Origin of the sequence: Paracoccus sp. C2R09, from assembly GCF_018860625.1 — a bacterium.
Classification (GTDB): domain Bacteria; phylum Pseudomonadota; class Alphaproteobacteria; order Rhodobacterales; family Rhodobacteraceae; genus Paracoccus.
The window spans coordinates 122671-137054 of sequence record NZ_JAHKQB010000029.1; the positions used below are offsets into that span (position 1 = coordinate 122671).

A 14384-nucleotide genomic window follows, 5' to 3' on the forward strand; every position below is an offset into this window, starting at 1 on the left:
TTCCTTTGGTCTGTTCAGTAGCGGATGCGGTGACACAGCGTGGCCGCGTCATTGATGATATCGGTCCAGCGGTCAGGAAGTTCCCGAAACGCGGTTTCCCCCGAGACGAGTTCGTCCAGCCTGTCATCCGCTGCCAGAAGTTCCATCGCCTTGCGCAGGCGGCGGGCATAGTTCCATCGCGCATTGCGTGTATCGGGCAGGCGTCCGACCTGGCTGCTGACAATACGCAGGCGGCGGCTGTGAAACGCGCCGCCAAGGGGGATCGTCACGGGGGCGGGGTGCCAGCTGGCCTCGGTGATCTGCGCCTCGGTTCCCGCGATGGCGATGGCCTGGGCAAGCCCCGCCGAGGATGCGCTGGTATGGATGACCGCGTCCTGTTCGTCGGGCGCATCGTCCGGCAGGGCAAAGCGGCACCCGAGCATGCGGGTCAGATCCTCGCGCGCGGGTTGCGTGTCGATCACTGTCACTTCGGCCCCCGGCAGCCTGGCTGCAAGGCTGGCGATCAGCAGCCCCACGACCCCCGCGCCGATCACGGCGATCCGATCGCCCGCGGCGGCCCGGCTGTCCCACAGGACATTCAGCGCGGTTTCCATATTGGCCGTCAGCACCGCGCGTTCCGCGGGCAGATCATCGGGCAGCGGCGTCAGTGCATCGTCGGGCAGGCGAAAGCTCTGCTGATGGGGAAACAGGGCAAAGACGTTGCGGTCGCGATACGCCCCTTCGGTCGCGCGACCGACGGCGCAATATCCGTATTTGACCGGAAAGGGGAAATCGCCCTCTTGAAAGGGGGCGCGCATCCGCTGGTATTCGGCCTTTGGAACCTTCCCATGCGATATCAGACGCTCGGTCCCCCGGCTAATCCCGGAATAGAGCGTCCGGACCAGGCTGCCCGATCCCTCTTGGCCGGAACGGATGGCGACCTGGTCCGGTCCTTCGATCCAGAGCGCATCGCCGCTCATGCGAAGAGGTGCCCGGATTTCGCGGCCTTGGTGTCGAGATAACGCGTGTTGTCGGGCCCGCGTCCGACCATCAGGCGCACGCGCTCTGCCACGACGATCCCTTCGGATTCCAGGCGCCGGATCTTGGCCGGGTTGTTCGTCAGCAGCCGCACCTGACCGATGCCTAGTTCCCTCAGAAGCGATGCGCCGACGCGGAAATCGCGTTCGTCATCCTCGAAGCCCAGGCGGTGATTGGCCTCGACCGTGTCCAGGCCCTGATCCTGCAGGCCATAGGCGCGCATCTTGTTGGCAAGACCGATGCCGCGGCCCTCCTGGTTCAGATACAGCAGGATACCGCTGCCGGCCTCGTTCATCGCGGCGATGGCTGCCTGAAGCTGCGGCCCGCAATCGCATTTGAGACTGCCGAGCACGTCGCCCGTGAAACAGGCGGAATGCAGCCGGACAAGCACGGGGCGGGAAGGATCGGGTTCGCCCACCTGGATGGCGTAATGTTCCGGGCCATGCGTATCCGGCCGGAACACATGCAGACGGCCCGCAGCGGCGGCTGCCATGGGCACCCGGGCGTTCGATACGGCACGAGGTCGGTTGGGCAGGCCGGCCTGTGCCAATGCCTCATCCGCCGACAGGATGGACAGGTTGTGCCGCAATGCCGTGGCCATGACATCGGGACCGGGTACGATCAGCGCGGCGGGAACAAGTTCGGCGGATTTCGCAAGCATGATCGCCGCACGCTGGATCGATCCGGTGACATTCTTCGGCGCACGCGGCAGGGCGGCAGGCCCCGCCATGCTGCGGGTCGGGTCGGCCATTGCCTGCAGCCATGACAGACGTACATCCCGCGAGACGGGAAAGCGCGCGACATCGGTATCGACGGGGTGGTGCAACGCCTCGGCACGGCGGGCGGTCAGGACCAGCTCCATCCCCTCGTCGCGCAGCGCGTCCAGTCGCTCCTTGGTCAGCGTCTCGACCGCGACGACCATCGCGGCACCGTCATCTCCTGCCAGAACGACGGGCAGTCCCAGCCGCAGATCGCCGACGGTCCGGGCGACGCGTTCCGCCGCGCGCAGCGCCAGCGGATCCGAAACCGCCGCTATGGGTTGTGATTGCGGGTAGGGGGTCGGGAAGATACGCATGATGCCGCTGTCCGTCTTGTGCCATCGCTAGGGGTTTGAACGCCCACGGTTTTGCGGTGGTTCCGACAAGGGTCGGCCACGCGGCCGAATGTCGCTGCCAGACATGCCCGGAAGGAGGGAAGGACGATGAATCCGAAGGCCGCATTGGGGCTGCTGCGATCGATTGCCATCTATTACAATCCGCTGCGCATGGCGCAGATGCGGCGGCATTACGCGCAACTTCTGCAGCCCGGCGATCTGGTCTTCGACGTGGGGGCGCATGTCGGCACGCGCAGTCGTGCCATGAGGTCCGCCGGGGCGCGTGTCGTCGCGATCGAGCCGCAAGAGCCCTTTGCCGGGTTCCTGCACCGCAGCTTGCCGCGCGACGTGACACTGATCCGCAAGGCGCTGGGCCCCGCCGAGACGGTCGCCCGGATGTCCGTCAGCAGTCTGCACCCGACCGTGTCGTCCCTGTCACCCGATTTCGCCGCCGAGGCCGTTCAGGCACCCGGCTTCGATCATGTGCGCTGGGATCGCAGCCAGCAGGTCGAGGTGACGACGCTGGACCGCCTGATCGCGGATCATGGGCAGCCGCGTTTCATCAAGATCGATGTCGAGGGGTATGAGGAGGACGTGCTGTCGGGCCTGTCCCGCCCGGTTCCGATGCTGTCGGTCGAATACCTGCCCGGCCTGCCCGAGCGCAGCCTGCGTGTCGTCGAACGGATCGAGCGCCTGGGCGATTACCGCTTCAACCCGGTGGTGGGTGAAAGCGGGCGGTTCCTCTGGCCCGAATGGCGCGATGCGCGGGCAGTGGATCACTGGTTGCGTGGCTTGCCGCGCGACGCGCTCTCGGGCGATCTCTATGCGCGGAGCGAGGCGGCGAAGCCCTGAAACAGCTCGGGGCGGGCGGCGATGACATTGCCGCTGTCCTCGGGGCGGTCGTCACGCGTCCAGCCCTCGACGCGGATGCCGGCCTCGGCGCAGATCACCAGGCCCGCGGCGATGTCCCAGGGGCGCAGGCGGCGTTCCCAGAACCCGTCCAGCCGCCCCGCCGCGACATAGGCCAGGTCCAGCGCCGCCGCACCCAGCCTGCGAACGCCCGCGCTGTCGGGCAGCAGGCGCCGCAGATCCTGCGCATGGTCGTCGATATGGGGCATGTCGCCGAAGGGCAGCCCCGTTCCCCACAGCGCGCCGCCCGCAGGCGGGCAATCGGGCCGGGCCATCGCCCTTCCGTTCAGGGTCGCGCCATGGCCCCTGGCCGCCGCGAATGTTTCCCCCCGCAGCGGGTCGTGCACCACGCCCAGCACGCGGATGCCGTCCACCTCCAGCGCGACCGAGACGGCCCATTGCCCGATCCCGCGTAGGAAGTTCGTCGTCCCGTCCAGCGGATCGACGATCCAGCGGCGCGGGGCGGGCAGGGGGTCCGTCTCCTCGCCCAGCCAGCCGTCGCCGGGGCGCATCAGCGCGTCCCTCAGCAGCATCTCCGCGCCGTGATCCGCATCCGAGACGAAATCGCCGGGTCGTTTCTGCCGGATCACCAGCGCCTCGCGGTCCTGCCAGTGCCGCATCAGCAGATCGCCCGCGGCGCATGCGGCAGCGGTGGCGCGTTCAAGATCCGCGATCGGGTTCATCCGTCCAGCTTTCCCTGCAGCAGCTTTTCGATCACGCCCAGTGACGTGGCCATATGCGCACGCATCAGGCCGCTGGCGCGGTCGGCGTCATGGGCGATCACCGCCTCCATGATGGCGCGATGTTCGGCGCGGGAACTGTCCACGCGGTTCATGCCCTTGTCGAACTGCGCATCGCGCCACGGCATGGACCGGCGGTTCAGGTCGGCCGAAAGCTCGGCCAGGATCGCGTTCTTGGCCCCCAGCCGCAGCGCCTCGTGAAAGCGGCGGTTGGCTTCGGCGTAATCGGCGTCGTGGGCGTCGCCCTCATCGACGATCCGGGCCAGGGCCGCCTGTTCCATGGCTGTCATGCGCCGCGCCGCCAGGCCGGTGCACAGCGCCTCGATCTCTCCCAGGCTCTCGAACAGGTCGCGCAGGGCATCCTGGTTCATGCGCCGCACGATGAAGGCCCGGCGCGGGCCGCGCTCGATCATGCCCTCGGCGTCCAGGCGGTGCAGCGCCTGCCGGATCGGCGTGCGCGAGACGCCGAATCGCAGGGCCAGCTGCACCTCGGCCATGGGGGCGCCGGGGCTGAGCCTGCCGCCCATGATGTCGCGGATCAGCTGGGCATAGATCTGGTCGGCGGAAAATGCGGGGGCTTCCATGCCTGTTCCATTTGTATTCTGTACGGTTTGACCTGTATACCTTTCCTGCGCCTCGGGCAAATTCGATTCAGGAAGGTTGGGAAAGTTCATGGCAGGATACGATTTCTTCAACGGGCGTCGTGCGCCGGGATATGCGTCCAGGTCGATGATAGCCTGCTCGCATCCGCTTGCAACGTCTGCCGGGCTCGAGGTGCTGGCCGATGGCGGAAATGCCTTCGATGCGGCCATTGCCGCAAGCGCGGTGCAGGCGGTGGTCGATCCGCTGATGACGGGCATCGGCGGCGATTGCTTTGCGCTGGTGGCGACCGCGGGCGGCCAGGTGCGCGCCCTGAACGGGTCGGGCCGTGCCCCCGCAGGTGCCACGATCGAGGGGCTGCGCGCCTCGGGGGTGGGGGAGGCGATCCCGCTGGACAGCCCCCATGCCGTGACCGTGCCCGGCGCGGTGTCGGCATGGTGCAGGCTGCATGCCGACATGGGCAGCCTGCCGCTGTCGCGCATCTTCGCCCCGGCCATCGCCTATGCGCGCGAAGGATATCCGGTGACCGCGCGCGTGGCCTTCGACTGGTCGAACGAGGTCGCGCGCATCGGCGCCGACCCCCATGCCGCCAAGCTGTTCCTGCCGGATGGCAAGGCGCCGCGTGCAGGCGACCGTCACGCCCAGCCCCTGCTGGCGGACCGGCTCGAGGAGATCGCCGAGAAGGGCGCGGCGGGCTTCTATCGGGGCAGCACCGCCGAGAGCATGGTCGCGCATCTCAACTCGCTCGGCGGGCTGCACACGGTCGGCGATTTCGCGGACGGGGCCGATGCGGCCTTCTGGACCGACCCGATCAGCGCCACCTATCGCGGGCACGAGGTCTTCGAATGCCCGCCGAACGGGCAGGGGCTGGCGGCGCTGATCATCCTGCGCATCATCGAGGGCTTCGACATGGCCGCGCTGTCGCCCGCCGACCGCATCCATGTCCATGCCGAGGCGACCAAGATCGCCTATCACCACCGCGACGCGCTGATCGCCGATGCAGTCCAATCCGAGGGGCTGTCCGAGACGCTACTGTCGGACGAGGCCATCGAGGCCATGCGGTCGCGCATCGACATGGCCCGCGCGGGCGAACCCGCCCTGTGGGACGAGGTCGAGCATCGCGACACCATCTATCTGTGCGTGGTGGACGATCAGGGCAACGCGGTGTCCTTCATCAACTCGATCTTCCATCCCTTCGGCTCGACCCGGCTGGATCCGGCGTCGGGCGTGCTGTTCCAGAACCGCGGCGCGTCCTTCCGCATGGATCCGGCCCATCCCAACGGCATCGCGCCGGGCAAGCGTCCCATGCACACGATCATTCCGGGCATGATCCGCACGGATCGCGGCATGATGCCCTTCGGCGTGATGGGCGGGCATTACCAGGCAGCGGGGCATGCGGCCTTCCTGTCGGGGGTCCTGGACGAGGGGATGACCCTGCAGGATGCCATCGACCGTCCCCGCAGCTTCGCGACCGAGGGGCGGCTGGATATCGAACCGGGCGTGCCGCAGGACGTGGCGGAGGATCTGGCCGCGCGGGGGCACCGCATCAACCGCGTGGGCAGCCCCATCGGCGGCGCGCAGGCGATCCGCCCCGTGGCCGGTGGCCTGGAGGGCGGGTCCGACAGCCGCAAGGACGGCATGGCGGCGGGAATCTGATCGGGGGGCATGGCGATGTTTGCACGACTGAAACGCATCGGGATCGACAATTACATGCTGATGCTGCTGGGGGCGGTTCTGCTGGGGCTGGTCCTGCCGGCGCGCGGCATCGCCGCCGAGGGGCTGGGGCGCTTCACCTATTTCGCGGTGGCGCTGCTGTTCTTCCTCTATGGGGCGAAGCTGGACCCGGCATCGGTCCGGGCCGGGATGCTGAACTGGCGGCTGCAGGGGCTGACCTTCGTGTCGACCTATGTGCTGATCCCGGCGCTGGCGATGGTCGTGGCCGCCATCTTCCGCCCGCTTCTGGGCCCCGAGGTCGCGACGGGGGTGGTGTTCCTCGGGCTGCTGCCATCCACGGTGCAAAGTTCGATCGCCTTCGTGTCGATCGCGCAGGGCAACGTGCCGGCCGCGATCTGCGCGGCGTCCCTGTCGAACCTGGTGGGGGTCGTGCTGACGCCCCTTCTGGTCGCGCTGTTCCTGCAGGTGGGTGACGGCGGGGTCGATCCTTCGGCCATCCTGCGCATCGGCACCCAGATCCTGCTGCCCTTCGTGCTGGGCCAGATCCTGCGCCCCTGGGTGGGCGAGGCCGTGCGCAGGCATCGCAGCGCCACGCTGTTCGTGGACCGGGGCGCGATCCTGCTGATCGTCTATTCGGCCTTCGGGGCGGGGACGGTCTCGGGTCTGTGGGCGCAGATCCCGCCCACCGCGCTGATCGTGCTGATCGTCGTCATGCTGATCCTGCTGGCGCTGGTCTTCGGGCTGGTTTCCGGGCTGGGGCGGCTGTGCAAACTGCCCGATGCCGACCGCTCCGTGCTGTTCTTCTGCGGTTCGACCAAGAGCCTGGCCTCGGGTCTGCCCATTGCGACGGCACTTTTCCCCGCCGCGATCGTGGGCGCGACGGTTCTGCCTGTACTCGTCTATCACATGGCGCAATTGCTGGCCTGCGCGGTGATCGCCCAGTCGGGTGCGCGCCGTGCCGCCGAACAAGAGGTGCCTGCTGCCTGAGGAACCGCCCTTGCGCCGGGACGTTCGAAGATTACGCTGCCCTTGCGCACAGACATACGAGGAACGCCATGACCGACCGCGAACGTCCCACGCCACATTCCTATGACGGTCCGGTCGGCGGGTGGGGTTCGCCCCGCGGCATCGCCCAGGTCACCCGCGCGGCCCGCCCTTCGCCCGGCATGGCAGAGACCCTGCTGCATCAGAACAAGCAGGGCGGCACGATGTGCACCTCTTGCGCCTGGGGCAAGCCGCGCCACCCCCACCGGGTCGAGTTCTGCGAGAACGGCGCCAAGGCCACCGCCTGGGATCTGACCAGCGCGCGCTGCACGCCGGAATTCTTCCGCAACCATACCGTGACCGAGCTTTACGGATGGTCCGAATACGACTTGGAGATGGCGGGCCGCCTGACGCGGCCCCTGCGCTACGACGCCGAAACCGACCGCTATGTCGAGGTCGGCTGGGACGAGGCCATCGCCGCCATCGCCGCCGAGATGCGCGAACTGGACCCCAAGCGCACCTGCTTCTACGCATCCGGCAAGGCGGCGCTGGAACCGTCCTTCCTCTGGGCGCTGTTCGCGCGGGCCTGGGGGCATTGCAATCTGCCCGACAGTTCGAACATGTGCCACGAGACGACCTCGGTCGGGCTGAAGAAGGTCATCGGATCGCCGGTGGGCACCTGCACGCTGGATGATTTCCAGCATACGGATGCGATCTTCTATGTCGGGCAGAACCCCGGCACGAACAGCCCCCGCATCCTGCATCCGCTGCAGCAAGCGGCCGAACGGGGTTGTCATATCGTCGCGATCAACCCGCTGAAGGAAAAGGGCCTGATCGAATTTGCCAACCCGCAGCGCCCCTGGCAGATGACGGTCGGCGGATCAACCGAGATCGCGGATCGGTATTTGCAGGTGCGCGCGGGGGGCGACATCGCCGTCCTGACCGGCATCGCCAAGCATGTGCTGGAGCTGGAGGACGAACAGGGCGATGTCCTCGATCACGCGTTCCTGTCCGAACATACCCATGACCTGAACCCCTGGATGGATTGGGTCCGCGCGCAGGACTGGGCCGATCTGGAACGCGTCTCGGGCATTCCGCGCGCGCAGATGGAGGATTCGGGGCGCATCTATGCGAATGCCAATGCCGTCATGGGCATCTATGGCATGGGGCTGACGCAGCATGTCCACGGGTCCGACGCCATCGGCGCGCTGGTCAACCTGCTGCTGCTGCGCGGCAATATCGGCAAGCCCGGCGCGGGCTGCAATCCGGTGCGCGGCCATTCCAACGTGCAGGGACAGCGCACGGTCGGCATTTCGGAAAAGCCGGAACTGGTGCCGAACGACCGCCTGCGCGCCGAATTCGACATCGAACCGCCGATGGAGGAGGGCTGGAACACCACCACCTTCCTGCAATCGCTGCTGGCGGGGGATGTGCAGGCCTATGTCGGTCTGGGCGGCAACCTCGTGCGGGCGGTGCCCGATCAGGACCGCGTGGCCGAGGCCTGGGGCCAGATGCGCCTGACCGTGCATGTCGCGACCCGGCTGAACCGGACGCATCTGGTTCCGGGGCGGTCGTCCTGGATCCTGCCCTGCCTCGTGCGGCAGGAGGAGGACATTCGCGGCGGCAAGAACCAGCATGTCAGCATCGAGGACAGCTTCAGCCACATCCACGCCTCGATCGGGCGCCGGAAGCCCGCCGATCCGACGCTGCTGTCGGAAACCGCGATCATCACCGCGCTGGCCGAGGCCGTTCTGGATCCGAACCCCAAGCTGCCCTGGCGGGAATGGGGGCAGGATTATTCGCTGATCCGTTCGGCGATCAGCCGCATCTACTCGGCCCAGTTCTACGATTATGAGGAACGGATGCACTGGCAGGGCGGCTTCTATCGCGGCAATGACGCAAGCCAGCGGATCTGGCACACCGAAAGCGGCAAGGCCGAATTCACGATCCCCGCCGATCTGGACCAGACGGGGTTGGGGGAACGCGAGGGGATCTATCGCCTGCTGACGCTGCGGTCGAACGACCAGTTCAATACCACGGTCTATGGCTACAGCGACCGGCTGCGCGGGATCGACGGCGACCGGATGCTGATCATGATGTCGCCCGACGACATGGTGGCCGAGGGGTTGGAGCCCGAACAGCGCATCGCGCTGGACGGGGCGGCGGATGACAATATCGCCCGCCGGGTCGAGGGGCTGCGCGTCCTGCCCTACGACCTGCCGCGGGGCTGCATCGCGGGCTATTTCCCGGAGCTGAACCCGCTCTCGCCCCTGTCGCGGCATGACCTGGCGTCGGGGACGCCGGCGGCCAAGGCCATTCCGGTGCGGTTGGATATCGGATCCTGACCGCGCTGCGGGGTCAGCGTTCCAGGATCAGCCGCTCGCCCTCGAAGCTGACGCGGGCGAAGCGGCGGAGGTAGCTCATCCCCAGAAGCGATGCGCCCAGATCCCCGCCGACCACGGTGGCGGGGACCGAGCGGTCCTCGATCCCGCCGAGGGTGAAACGATCGAGCGTCACCCGTGCGGTGGGCACATCGCCATTCGCGGTCATTGCGCGGCCGCCAAAGCGCAGGTTGTCGGGATCGAGGCCCAGCCGCGCGGCATCCTCTCGCGTCAATGCGATGCCGGTCGCACCCGTATCCACGATGAAACGGATATCTTCGCCGTTCACCTGTGCGGTCAGGTGAAAATGCCCGTTGGGACCGGCGCGGGCCTCGATCCGGCGGCCGTCCCGGGTCACGGTCTGTTCGGCACCGAACCACCAGTCCGCCCCAAGCGTCAGCCCCGCGAAGATCACCGCCCAGATCGCGGCCATCCGGATGGCGCGCCCGCCGCGGCCCGTGAACTCCACGATGACCGCGCCGCCGATGAAGACCAGCAGCAGGCCGTAGAAGATCAGGCTGGACCAGTCGCCCGCCCCCATCAGAACAGGCCCGAGCCCTTCAGCCCGTCGATCACGAACTGCACCGAAAGCGCCGCCAGCAGCATCCCCAGAAGCCGGGTGACCACCATGACCCCGGTGCGCCCCAATGCGCGCGCAAGGGGCGTCGCCAGGATGAACAGCACCATGCAGATGCCAAGGACGATCAGCATCATCAGGTTGACCATCACGACATGGCCGAGTGTCGGGTCCTGGCCCATCAGCAGGATCATCGTTGCCAACGCGCCGGGTCCGGCCAGCAGGGGCATCGCCAGCGGAAAGACCGACGGGTCGTGATCGGGATCGTCGCTGTCGGCCTTGTCCTCGCGTCGTTCGGTGCGGCGTTCGAACAGCATGTCCAGCGCCGTCAGGAACAACAGCAGCCCGCCCGCGATTCGGAACGCCGAGATCGAGATGCCGATGCCCGTCAGGATCGCATCCCCCGCCAATCCGAACAGCATCAGCAGGATCGCGGCGATGAACAGCGCGCGGATACCGATGCGGCGACGCTGTTCCGCCCCCTGTCCGGGGGTCAGCGCGATGAAGACCGGCGTCAGGCCGATCGGGTCGATGACCACGAACAGCGTGACGAAGGCGGTGATGTATGCGGCCATGTCCATGCCGCCTTATCGCGCGACAGGCCCGTTCTGCCAAGGTGGTGCTTTCACGGTAAAGGGCTTTGCAAAAGGCCGCGCGACCTTTTAGACATGGCCACGCGGGCGGTCGGACCGCCCGGCGATGGAGTGTCAAATGCTGAACAATATCGGCCTTCCCGGCCTTCTTCTGATCGCGGTCGTCGTGCTCGTCCTGTTCGGGCGCGGCAAGATCTCTTCGCTGATGGGCGAAGTGGGCAAGGGAATCACCGCCTTCAAGCGCGGCGTCAAGGATGGCGCGGACGAGATCGAGAACGCCTCGAAGGCCGACGAGGAAGTCCCCGGCCAGACCGCACGCGACGTCACGCCGCACACGACCGACCGTAGCTGAGCCCGGAAAGGCGCGTCCCATGCTGGATATCGGCTGGAGCGAGCTGCTGCTTATCGGCATCGTCGCCCTGATCGTGGTGGGTCCGAAGGACCTGCCTCATCTTTTCCATTCGCTTGGCCGGATCATGGCGCGCGTTCGCGCGATGGGCCGCGAATTCACATCCGCGATGGAGGATGCGGCCCGCAGTTCCGGCATAGGCGAGGCCGCGGGGTCGTTGCGCGACATGCGGTCGCTGACCACCAAGAAGGGCCTGGGGCTGGACGCGCTGGACCGCGCGGCGGACCGTTTCGACAAGTGGGAACCCAAGATGCCCTCGTCCAAGCAGGGCGCCAAGACCGATCCCGCCGCACCCACCCCAGCCGAGACGCCCGATGCCGAGGTCCCCACTGCCGAGGTTCCCGGTGCCGCGGATGCCCAGCCCGAGGCCAAGGCCGAGGCACCTTCGCGCAGCCTGCATCCCGTGCGCCGTTCCGACATGAAAGACGATTGACGTGGCCGACAACACGACGCGCCCCGAGGACGACATCGACGACAGCTCGGCCCCGCTGATCGAGCATCTGGCCGAGCTTCGCACCCGCATCATCTGGTCGCTGGTGGCCTTCGTGGTGGCGATGGTGCTGTGCTATGCCGTCTGGAAGCCGATCTACAACGTGCTGACCCAGCCGATCTGCCATGCCCTGGCCGAACGCGACCAGAGCTGTCAGCTGCAGATCATCAAGCTGCAGGAAGGCTTCTTTACCGCCATCAACATCAGCTTCTTCGGCGGGTTCGTCCTGGCCTTCCCGGTCATCGGCAACCAGCTGTGGCGCTTCGTGGCGCCCGGCCTCTACAAATCCGAGAAGGCTGCGTTCCTGCCGTTCCTGATCGCATCTCCGGTGATGTTCATCATCGGGGCGACCTTCGCCTATTACGTCATCCTGCCAATGGCCTACGACTTCTTCCTCGGATTCCAGCAGGCCCCGGTCGTGGCCACCACGGATGAGATCACGACCACGCGCGACGTGGCGGGGATCGCCTTCCAGGGGTCCATGCAGGAATACCTGGCGCTGACGATGAAGTTCCTTCTGGCCTTCGGGCTCAGCTTCCAGCTGCCGGTGGCACTGACGCTTCTGGGCAAGGCGGGCCTCGTCTCGGCCGAGGGGCTGGCGGCGGTGCGCCGCTATGCCGTGCTGGCCATCCTGGTGCTGGCAGCCGTTGCCACGCCGCCCGACATCATCTCTCAGGTGGTGCTGTTCACCGTGGTCTACGGCCTCTACGAGATTTCGATCCAGCTTGTCGCCCGCATCGAGAAACGCCGAGAGGCCGAACTGCGCGCCCAGGGCCTGTGGGTCGAGGAGGACGAGTGACCGAGGATATGACCCGCATCGCCGAGGCGCTGGAACGGATGTCCCCGCCGCCGCGTCCGGCCCCCGATTTCGACGCATCCGCCGCCTTCGTCTGGCGCAGCGACCCCGCGGGGCTGGAGCCTGTGGCCGATGTCGACCGACAGGATCTGGACCTGCTTCTGGGCATCGACGGGGCCAAGCGCACGCTGCTGGCCAACACGCTGCAATTCGCCCGCGGACACGCGGCGAACAACGCGCTGCTCTGGGGTGCGCGGGGGATGGGGAAATCCTCGCTGGTCAAGGCGGTCCATGCCCGCGCCGTGAACGAAGGTCTGCCGCTGGTCCTGGTCGAGATTGCGCGCGAGGATCTGGCCTCGGTCGGCAGGCTGCTGGCGCTTCTGGCCGCCGCGCCCGACAAGCGCTTCATCCTGTTTTCGGACGACCTGTCCTTCAGCCATGACGACACGCAGTACAAGTCGCTCAAGGCCGTTCTGGATGGGGGGATCAGCGGACGGCCCTCGAACGTGATCCTCTATGCCACGTCGAACCGCCGCCACCTGATGCCGCGCGACATGATCGAGAACGAGCGTTCATCCGCGATCCACCCCGCCGAGGCCGTCGAGGAAAAGGTGTCGCTGTCGGATCGCTTCGGGCTGTGGCTGGGCTTCCATCCCTGCGATCAGGATCAGTTCCTGTCCATGATCGACGGGTATTGCGCGGCATACGGGCTGCGCATCGGTGCAGATGACCTGCGCGCGCAGGCGATCGAGTGGCAGGCCACGCGCGGATCGCGTTCGGGCCGGGTCGCATGGCAGTTCTTCACCGATCTGGCGGGGCGGCACGGGATCGCGCTGTGACGCCCCCGCGCGACATGGGCGCGGGTCCGAACGTCCTTCTGGGCACACGGATCCGCGAACGGCGCATGGCGCAGGACCGCCGCCAGAGCGATGTGGCACGCGCGGTCGGCATCTCGCCCGCCTATCTGAACCTGATCGAGCATAACCGCCGACCCGTCAGCGCCGAGCTGCTGGAGAAGCTGGCGGTCGAGCTGCAGATCACCCCCGAGGAACTGTCCGAGGGCCGCGAAGAGGTCCGCATCGCCGCCCTGCGCGAGGCTGCGGCCCATCCCGTCGCAGGCGACAGCCCGCCCGAGCTGGACCAGCTGTCGGAATTCCTTGCCCGCTATCCGGGGTGGTCGGAATTGCTGATCGCGCAGTCGCGCCGCGCGGCATCGCTGGAACGCCAGCTGGTCGATCTGTCGGATCGCATGACGCAGGACCCCTATCTGCTGACCACGATGCACGAGGTGCTGTCGGCGGTGACTTCGGTCCGTTCGACCGCGGCGATCCTGGTCGAGGATGGCGATGTGGCCCCCGAATGGCGCGACCGCTTTCATGCGAACCTGCATCAGGACAGCCAGCGCCTGTCGGTGACGGCACAATCGCTGGTCGCCTATCTGGACGGGTTCGAGGCCGAGGGCACCGCCGCATCCCCCCAGGAAGAGGTCGAGGCATGGCTGGCCGATGGCGCGGATGCGTCGATCCAGCTGTCCTCGGACGCGGCCCGCCAGATGGCCGCGACGATCGGGGTAAGGCTGGCGCGCGACCGGCAGGCGCTGCCGGACCAGATGCTGCTGGATGCCTTGGGGCAGGGCGGCGACGTGGTCGCGATGGCGGCGCTGCTGGATCTGGCGGTCGATCTGGTGATGCGCCGCATCGTCGATCTGCAGCCCGAAGGTTTTGCAGGGGCGGGGCTTCTGGTCTGCGATGCCTCGGGCGTTCCGGTGCTGCGCCGGGCGGCCAGGGGGTTCGCGCTGCCGCGTCCGGGCGACAGCTGCGCGCTCTGGCCGCTGTTCCAGGCGTTGGCCGCGCCCAATGTCGCGCTGGCACATCACGTCGTCACGACCGAGGGGCGCAGCTTCGCGACCGTCAGCCATTCCACCCGCCGTCAGCCCCTGGGTCTGCACGGTCCCTGGCTGACCGAGGCCACGATGCTGATGGTCCCGCTGGACGGGCCCGCGCCGCAGGATGCGCTGCCCGTGGGGCCCGCCTGCCGCATCTGCCCGCGCGACGATTGCGTCGCACGGCGCGAACCCTCGATCCTTGCGCCGCAGGGACCGCGCAGGGGGCTTTGACAAGC

General features: G+C 67.5%; 15 protein-coding genes. 9 read left to right on the forward strand and 6 right to left on the reverse strand.

All coding sequences use genetic code 11. The features are described 5' to 3' along the window. Positions 1–14 precede the first annotated feature (14 nt). A complete protein-coding gene (locus KO490_RS12440; RefSeq protein WP_216019745.1) occupies positions 15–959 on the reverse strand; it encodes a zinc-binding alcohol dehydrogenase in 945 nt (314 codons plus the stop codon). Continuing rightward, positions 956–2092: a GTP cyclohydrolase II gene (gene ribA / locus KO490_RS12445; protein ID WP_216019746.1), complete on the reverse strand. Its 1137-nt coding sequence runs from the start codon at positions 2090–2092 to the stop codon at positions 956–958. The genes KO490_RS12440 and ribA overlap by 4 nt, the downstream gene beginning before the upstream one ends. Positions 2093–2218: 126 nt before the next feature. On the opposite strand from ribA, the gene KO490_RS12450 reads away from it, so the two are divergent. Then, positions 2219–2962, forward strand: coding sequence for an FkbM family methyltransferase (locus tag KO490_RS12450; protein WP_216019747.1), 744 nt, complete (start codon positions 2219–2221; stop codon positions 2960–2962). Here the strand turns inward: KO490_RS12450 and KO490_RS12455 are convergent. Continuing rightward, positions 2932–3702 (reverse strand): inositol monophosphatase family protein, encoded by a 771-nt coding sequence (locus KO490_RS12455; protein WP_216019748.1) that lies wholly within the window; start codon positions 3700–3702, stop codon positions 2932–2934. The two genes, KO490_RS12450 and KO490_RS12455, sit on opposite strands and share 31 nt — an antisense overlap. Next, positions 3699–4343: a GntR family transcriptional regulator gene (locus KO490_RS12460; RefSeq protein WP_216019749.1), complete on the reverse strand. Its 645-nt coding sequence runs from the start codon at positions 4341–4343 to the stop codon at positions 3699–3701. Before KO490_RS12460 ends, KO490_RS12455 begins: the two co-directional genes overlap by 4 nt. A gap of 88 nt (positions 4344–4431) precedes the next feature. Between KO490_RS12460 and KO490_RS12465 the strand changes: the two genes are divergently transcribed. The 3 genes from KO490_RS12465 to KO490_RS12475 all read left to right on the forward strand — a co-directional run bounded on the left by KO490_RS12465 (position 4432) and on the right by KO490_RS12475 (position 9362). Continuing rightward, positions 4432–6015, forward strand: a complete 1584-nt coding sequence (locus tag KO490_RS12465; protein ID WP_252727162.1) for a gamma-glutamyltransferase family protein — start codon at positions 4432–4434, stop codon at positions 6013–6015. A 15-nt stretch (positions 6016–6030) separates the two neighbouring features. After that, positions 6031–7020, forward strand: coding sequence for a bile acid:sodium symporter family protein (locus tag KO490_RS12470; protein ID WP_216019750.1), 990 nt, complete (start codon positions 6031–6033; stop codon positions 7018–7020). Between the two features lie 68 nt (positions 7021–7088). Then, positions 7089–9362 carry an FdhF/YdeP family oxidoreductase gene (locus KO490_RS12475; protein WP_216019751.1) on the forward strand — a complete coding sequence of 758 codons (2274 nt, stop codon included), beginning with the start codon at positions 7089–7091 and terminating at the stop codon, positions 9360–9362. Between the two features lie 13 nt (positions 9363–9375). Here KO490_RS12475 and KO490_RS12480 read toward each other — a convergent pair whose 3' ends face one another. After that, a complete protein-coding gene (locus tag KO490_RS12480; protein ID WP_216019752.1) occupies positions 9376–9939 on the reverse strand; it encodes a TIGR02281 family clan AA aspartic protease in 564 nt (187 codons plus the stop codon). Continuing rightward, on the reverse strand, positions 9939–10556 hold the full coding sequence (locus tag KO490_RS12485; protein WP_216019753.1) for a MarC family protein: 618 nt from the start codon (positions 10554–10556) through the stop codon (positions 9939–9941). Before KO490_RS12485 ends, KO490_RS12480 begins: the two co-directional genes overlap by 1 nt. 130 nt (positions 10557–10686) lie before the next feature. Between KO490_RS12485 and KO490_RS12490 the strand changes: the two genes are divergently transcribed. Genes KO490_RS12490 through KO490_RS12510 form a run of 5 tightly spaced genes read left to right on the forward strand, consistent with a single transcriptional unit; the run spans position 10687 to position 14379 of the window. Continuing rightward, on the forward strand, positions 10687–10920 hold the full coding sequence (locus KO490_RS12490) for a twin-arginine translocase TatA/TatE family subunit (RefSeq protein WP_216019754.1): 234 nt from the start codon (positions 10687–10689) through the stop codon (positions 10918–10920). A gap of 19 nt (positions 10921–10939) precedes the next feature. Further along, on the forward strand, positions 10940–11410 hold the full coding sequence (gene tatB, locus KO490_RS12495; RefSeq protein WP_216019755.1) for a Sec-independent protein translocase protein TatB: 471 nt from the start codon (positions 10940–10942) through the stop codon (positions 11408–11410). 1 nt (position 11411) lies between these two features. Then, complete coding sequence (gene tatC / locus KO490_RS12500) at positions 11412–12266, forward strand: twin-arginine translocase subunit TatC (protein WP_216019756.1); 855 nt, start codon at positions 11412–11414, stop codon at positions 12264–12266. Between the two features lie 8 nt (positions 12267–12274). Beyond that, a complete protein-coding gene (locus KO490_RS12505) occupies positions 12275–13102 on the forward strand; it encodes an ATP-binding protein (RefSeq protein ID WP_216020143.1) in 828 nt (275 codons plus the stop codon). Beyond that, on the forward strand, positions 13099–14379 hold the full coding sequence (locus KO490_RS12510; RefSeq protein WP_303462980.1) for a short-chain fatty acyl-CoA regulator family protein: 1281 nt from the start codon (positions 13099–13101) through the stop codon (positions 14377–14379). The genes KO490_RS12505 and KO490_RS12510 overlap by 4 nt, the downstream gene beginning before the upstream one ends. Positions 14380–14384 lie beyond the last annotated feature (5 nt).

Bases quoted from the DNA above. Each gene is read 5' to 3' on its own strand.
- KO490_RS12440 (WP_216019745.1), bottom strand. From the start codon at position 959: ATGAGCGGCGATGCGCTCTGGATCGAAGGACCGGACCAGGTCGCCATC.
- ribA (WP_216019746.1), bottom strand. From the start codon at position 2,092: ATGCGTATCTTCCCGACCCCCTACCCGCAATCACAACCCATAGCGGCG.
- KO490_RS12450 (WP_216019747.1), top strand. From the start codon at position 2,219: ATGAATCCGAAGGCCGCATTGGGGCTGCTGCGATCGATTGCCATCTAT.
- KO490_RS12455 (WP_216019748.1), bottom strand. From the start codon at position 3,702: ATGAACCCGATCGCGGATCTTGAACGCGCCACCGCTGCCGCATGCGCC.
- KO490_RS12460 (WP_216019749.1), bottom strand. From the start codon at position 4,343: ATGGAAGCCCCCGCATTTTCCGCCGACCAGATCTATGCCCAGCTGATC.
- KO490_RS12465 (WP_252727162.1), top strand. From the start codon at position 4,432: ATGGCAGGATACGATTTCTTCAACGGGCGTCGTGCGCCGGGATATGCG.
- KO490_RS12470 (WP_216019750.1), top strand. From the start codon at position 6,031: ATGTTTGCACGACTGAAACGCATCGGGATCGACAATTACATGCTGATG.
- KO490_RS12475 (WP_216019751.1), top strand. From the start codon at position 7,089: ATGACCGACCGCGAACGTCCCACGCCACATTCCTATGACGGTCCGGTC.
- KO490_RS12480 (WP_216019752.1), bottom strand. From the start codon at position 9,939: ATGGGGGCGGGCGACTGGTCCAGCCTGATCTTCTACGGCCTGCTGCTG.
- KO490_RS12485 (WP_216019753.1), bottom strand. From the start codon at position 10,556: ATGGACATGGCCGCATACATCACCGCCTTCGTCACGCTGTTCGTGGTC.
- KO490_RS12490 (WP_216019754.1), top strand. From the start codon at position 10,687: ATGCTGAACAATATCGGCCTTCCCGGCCTTCTTCTGATCGCGGTCGTC.
- tatB (WP_216019755.1), top strand. From the start codon at position 10,940: ATGCTGGATATCGGCTGGAGCGAGCTGCTGCTTATCGGCATCGTCGCC.
- KO490_RS12505 (WP_216020143.1), top strand. From the start codon at position 12,275: ATGACCCGCATCGCCGAGGCGCTGGAACGGATGTCCCCGCCGCCGCGT.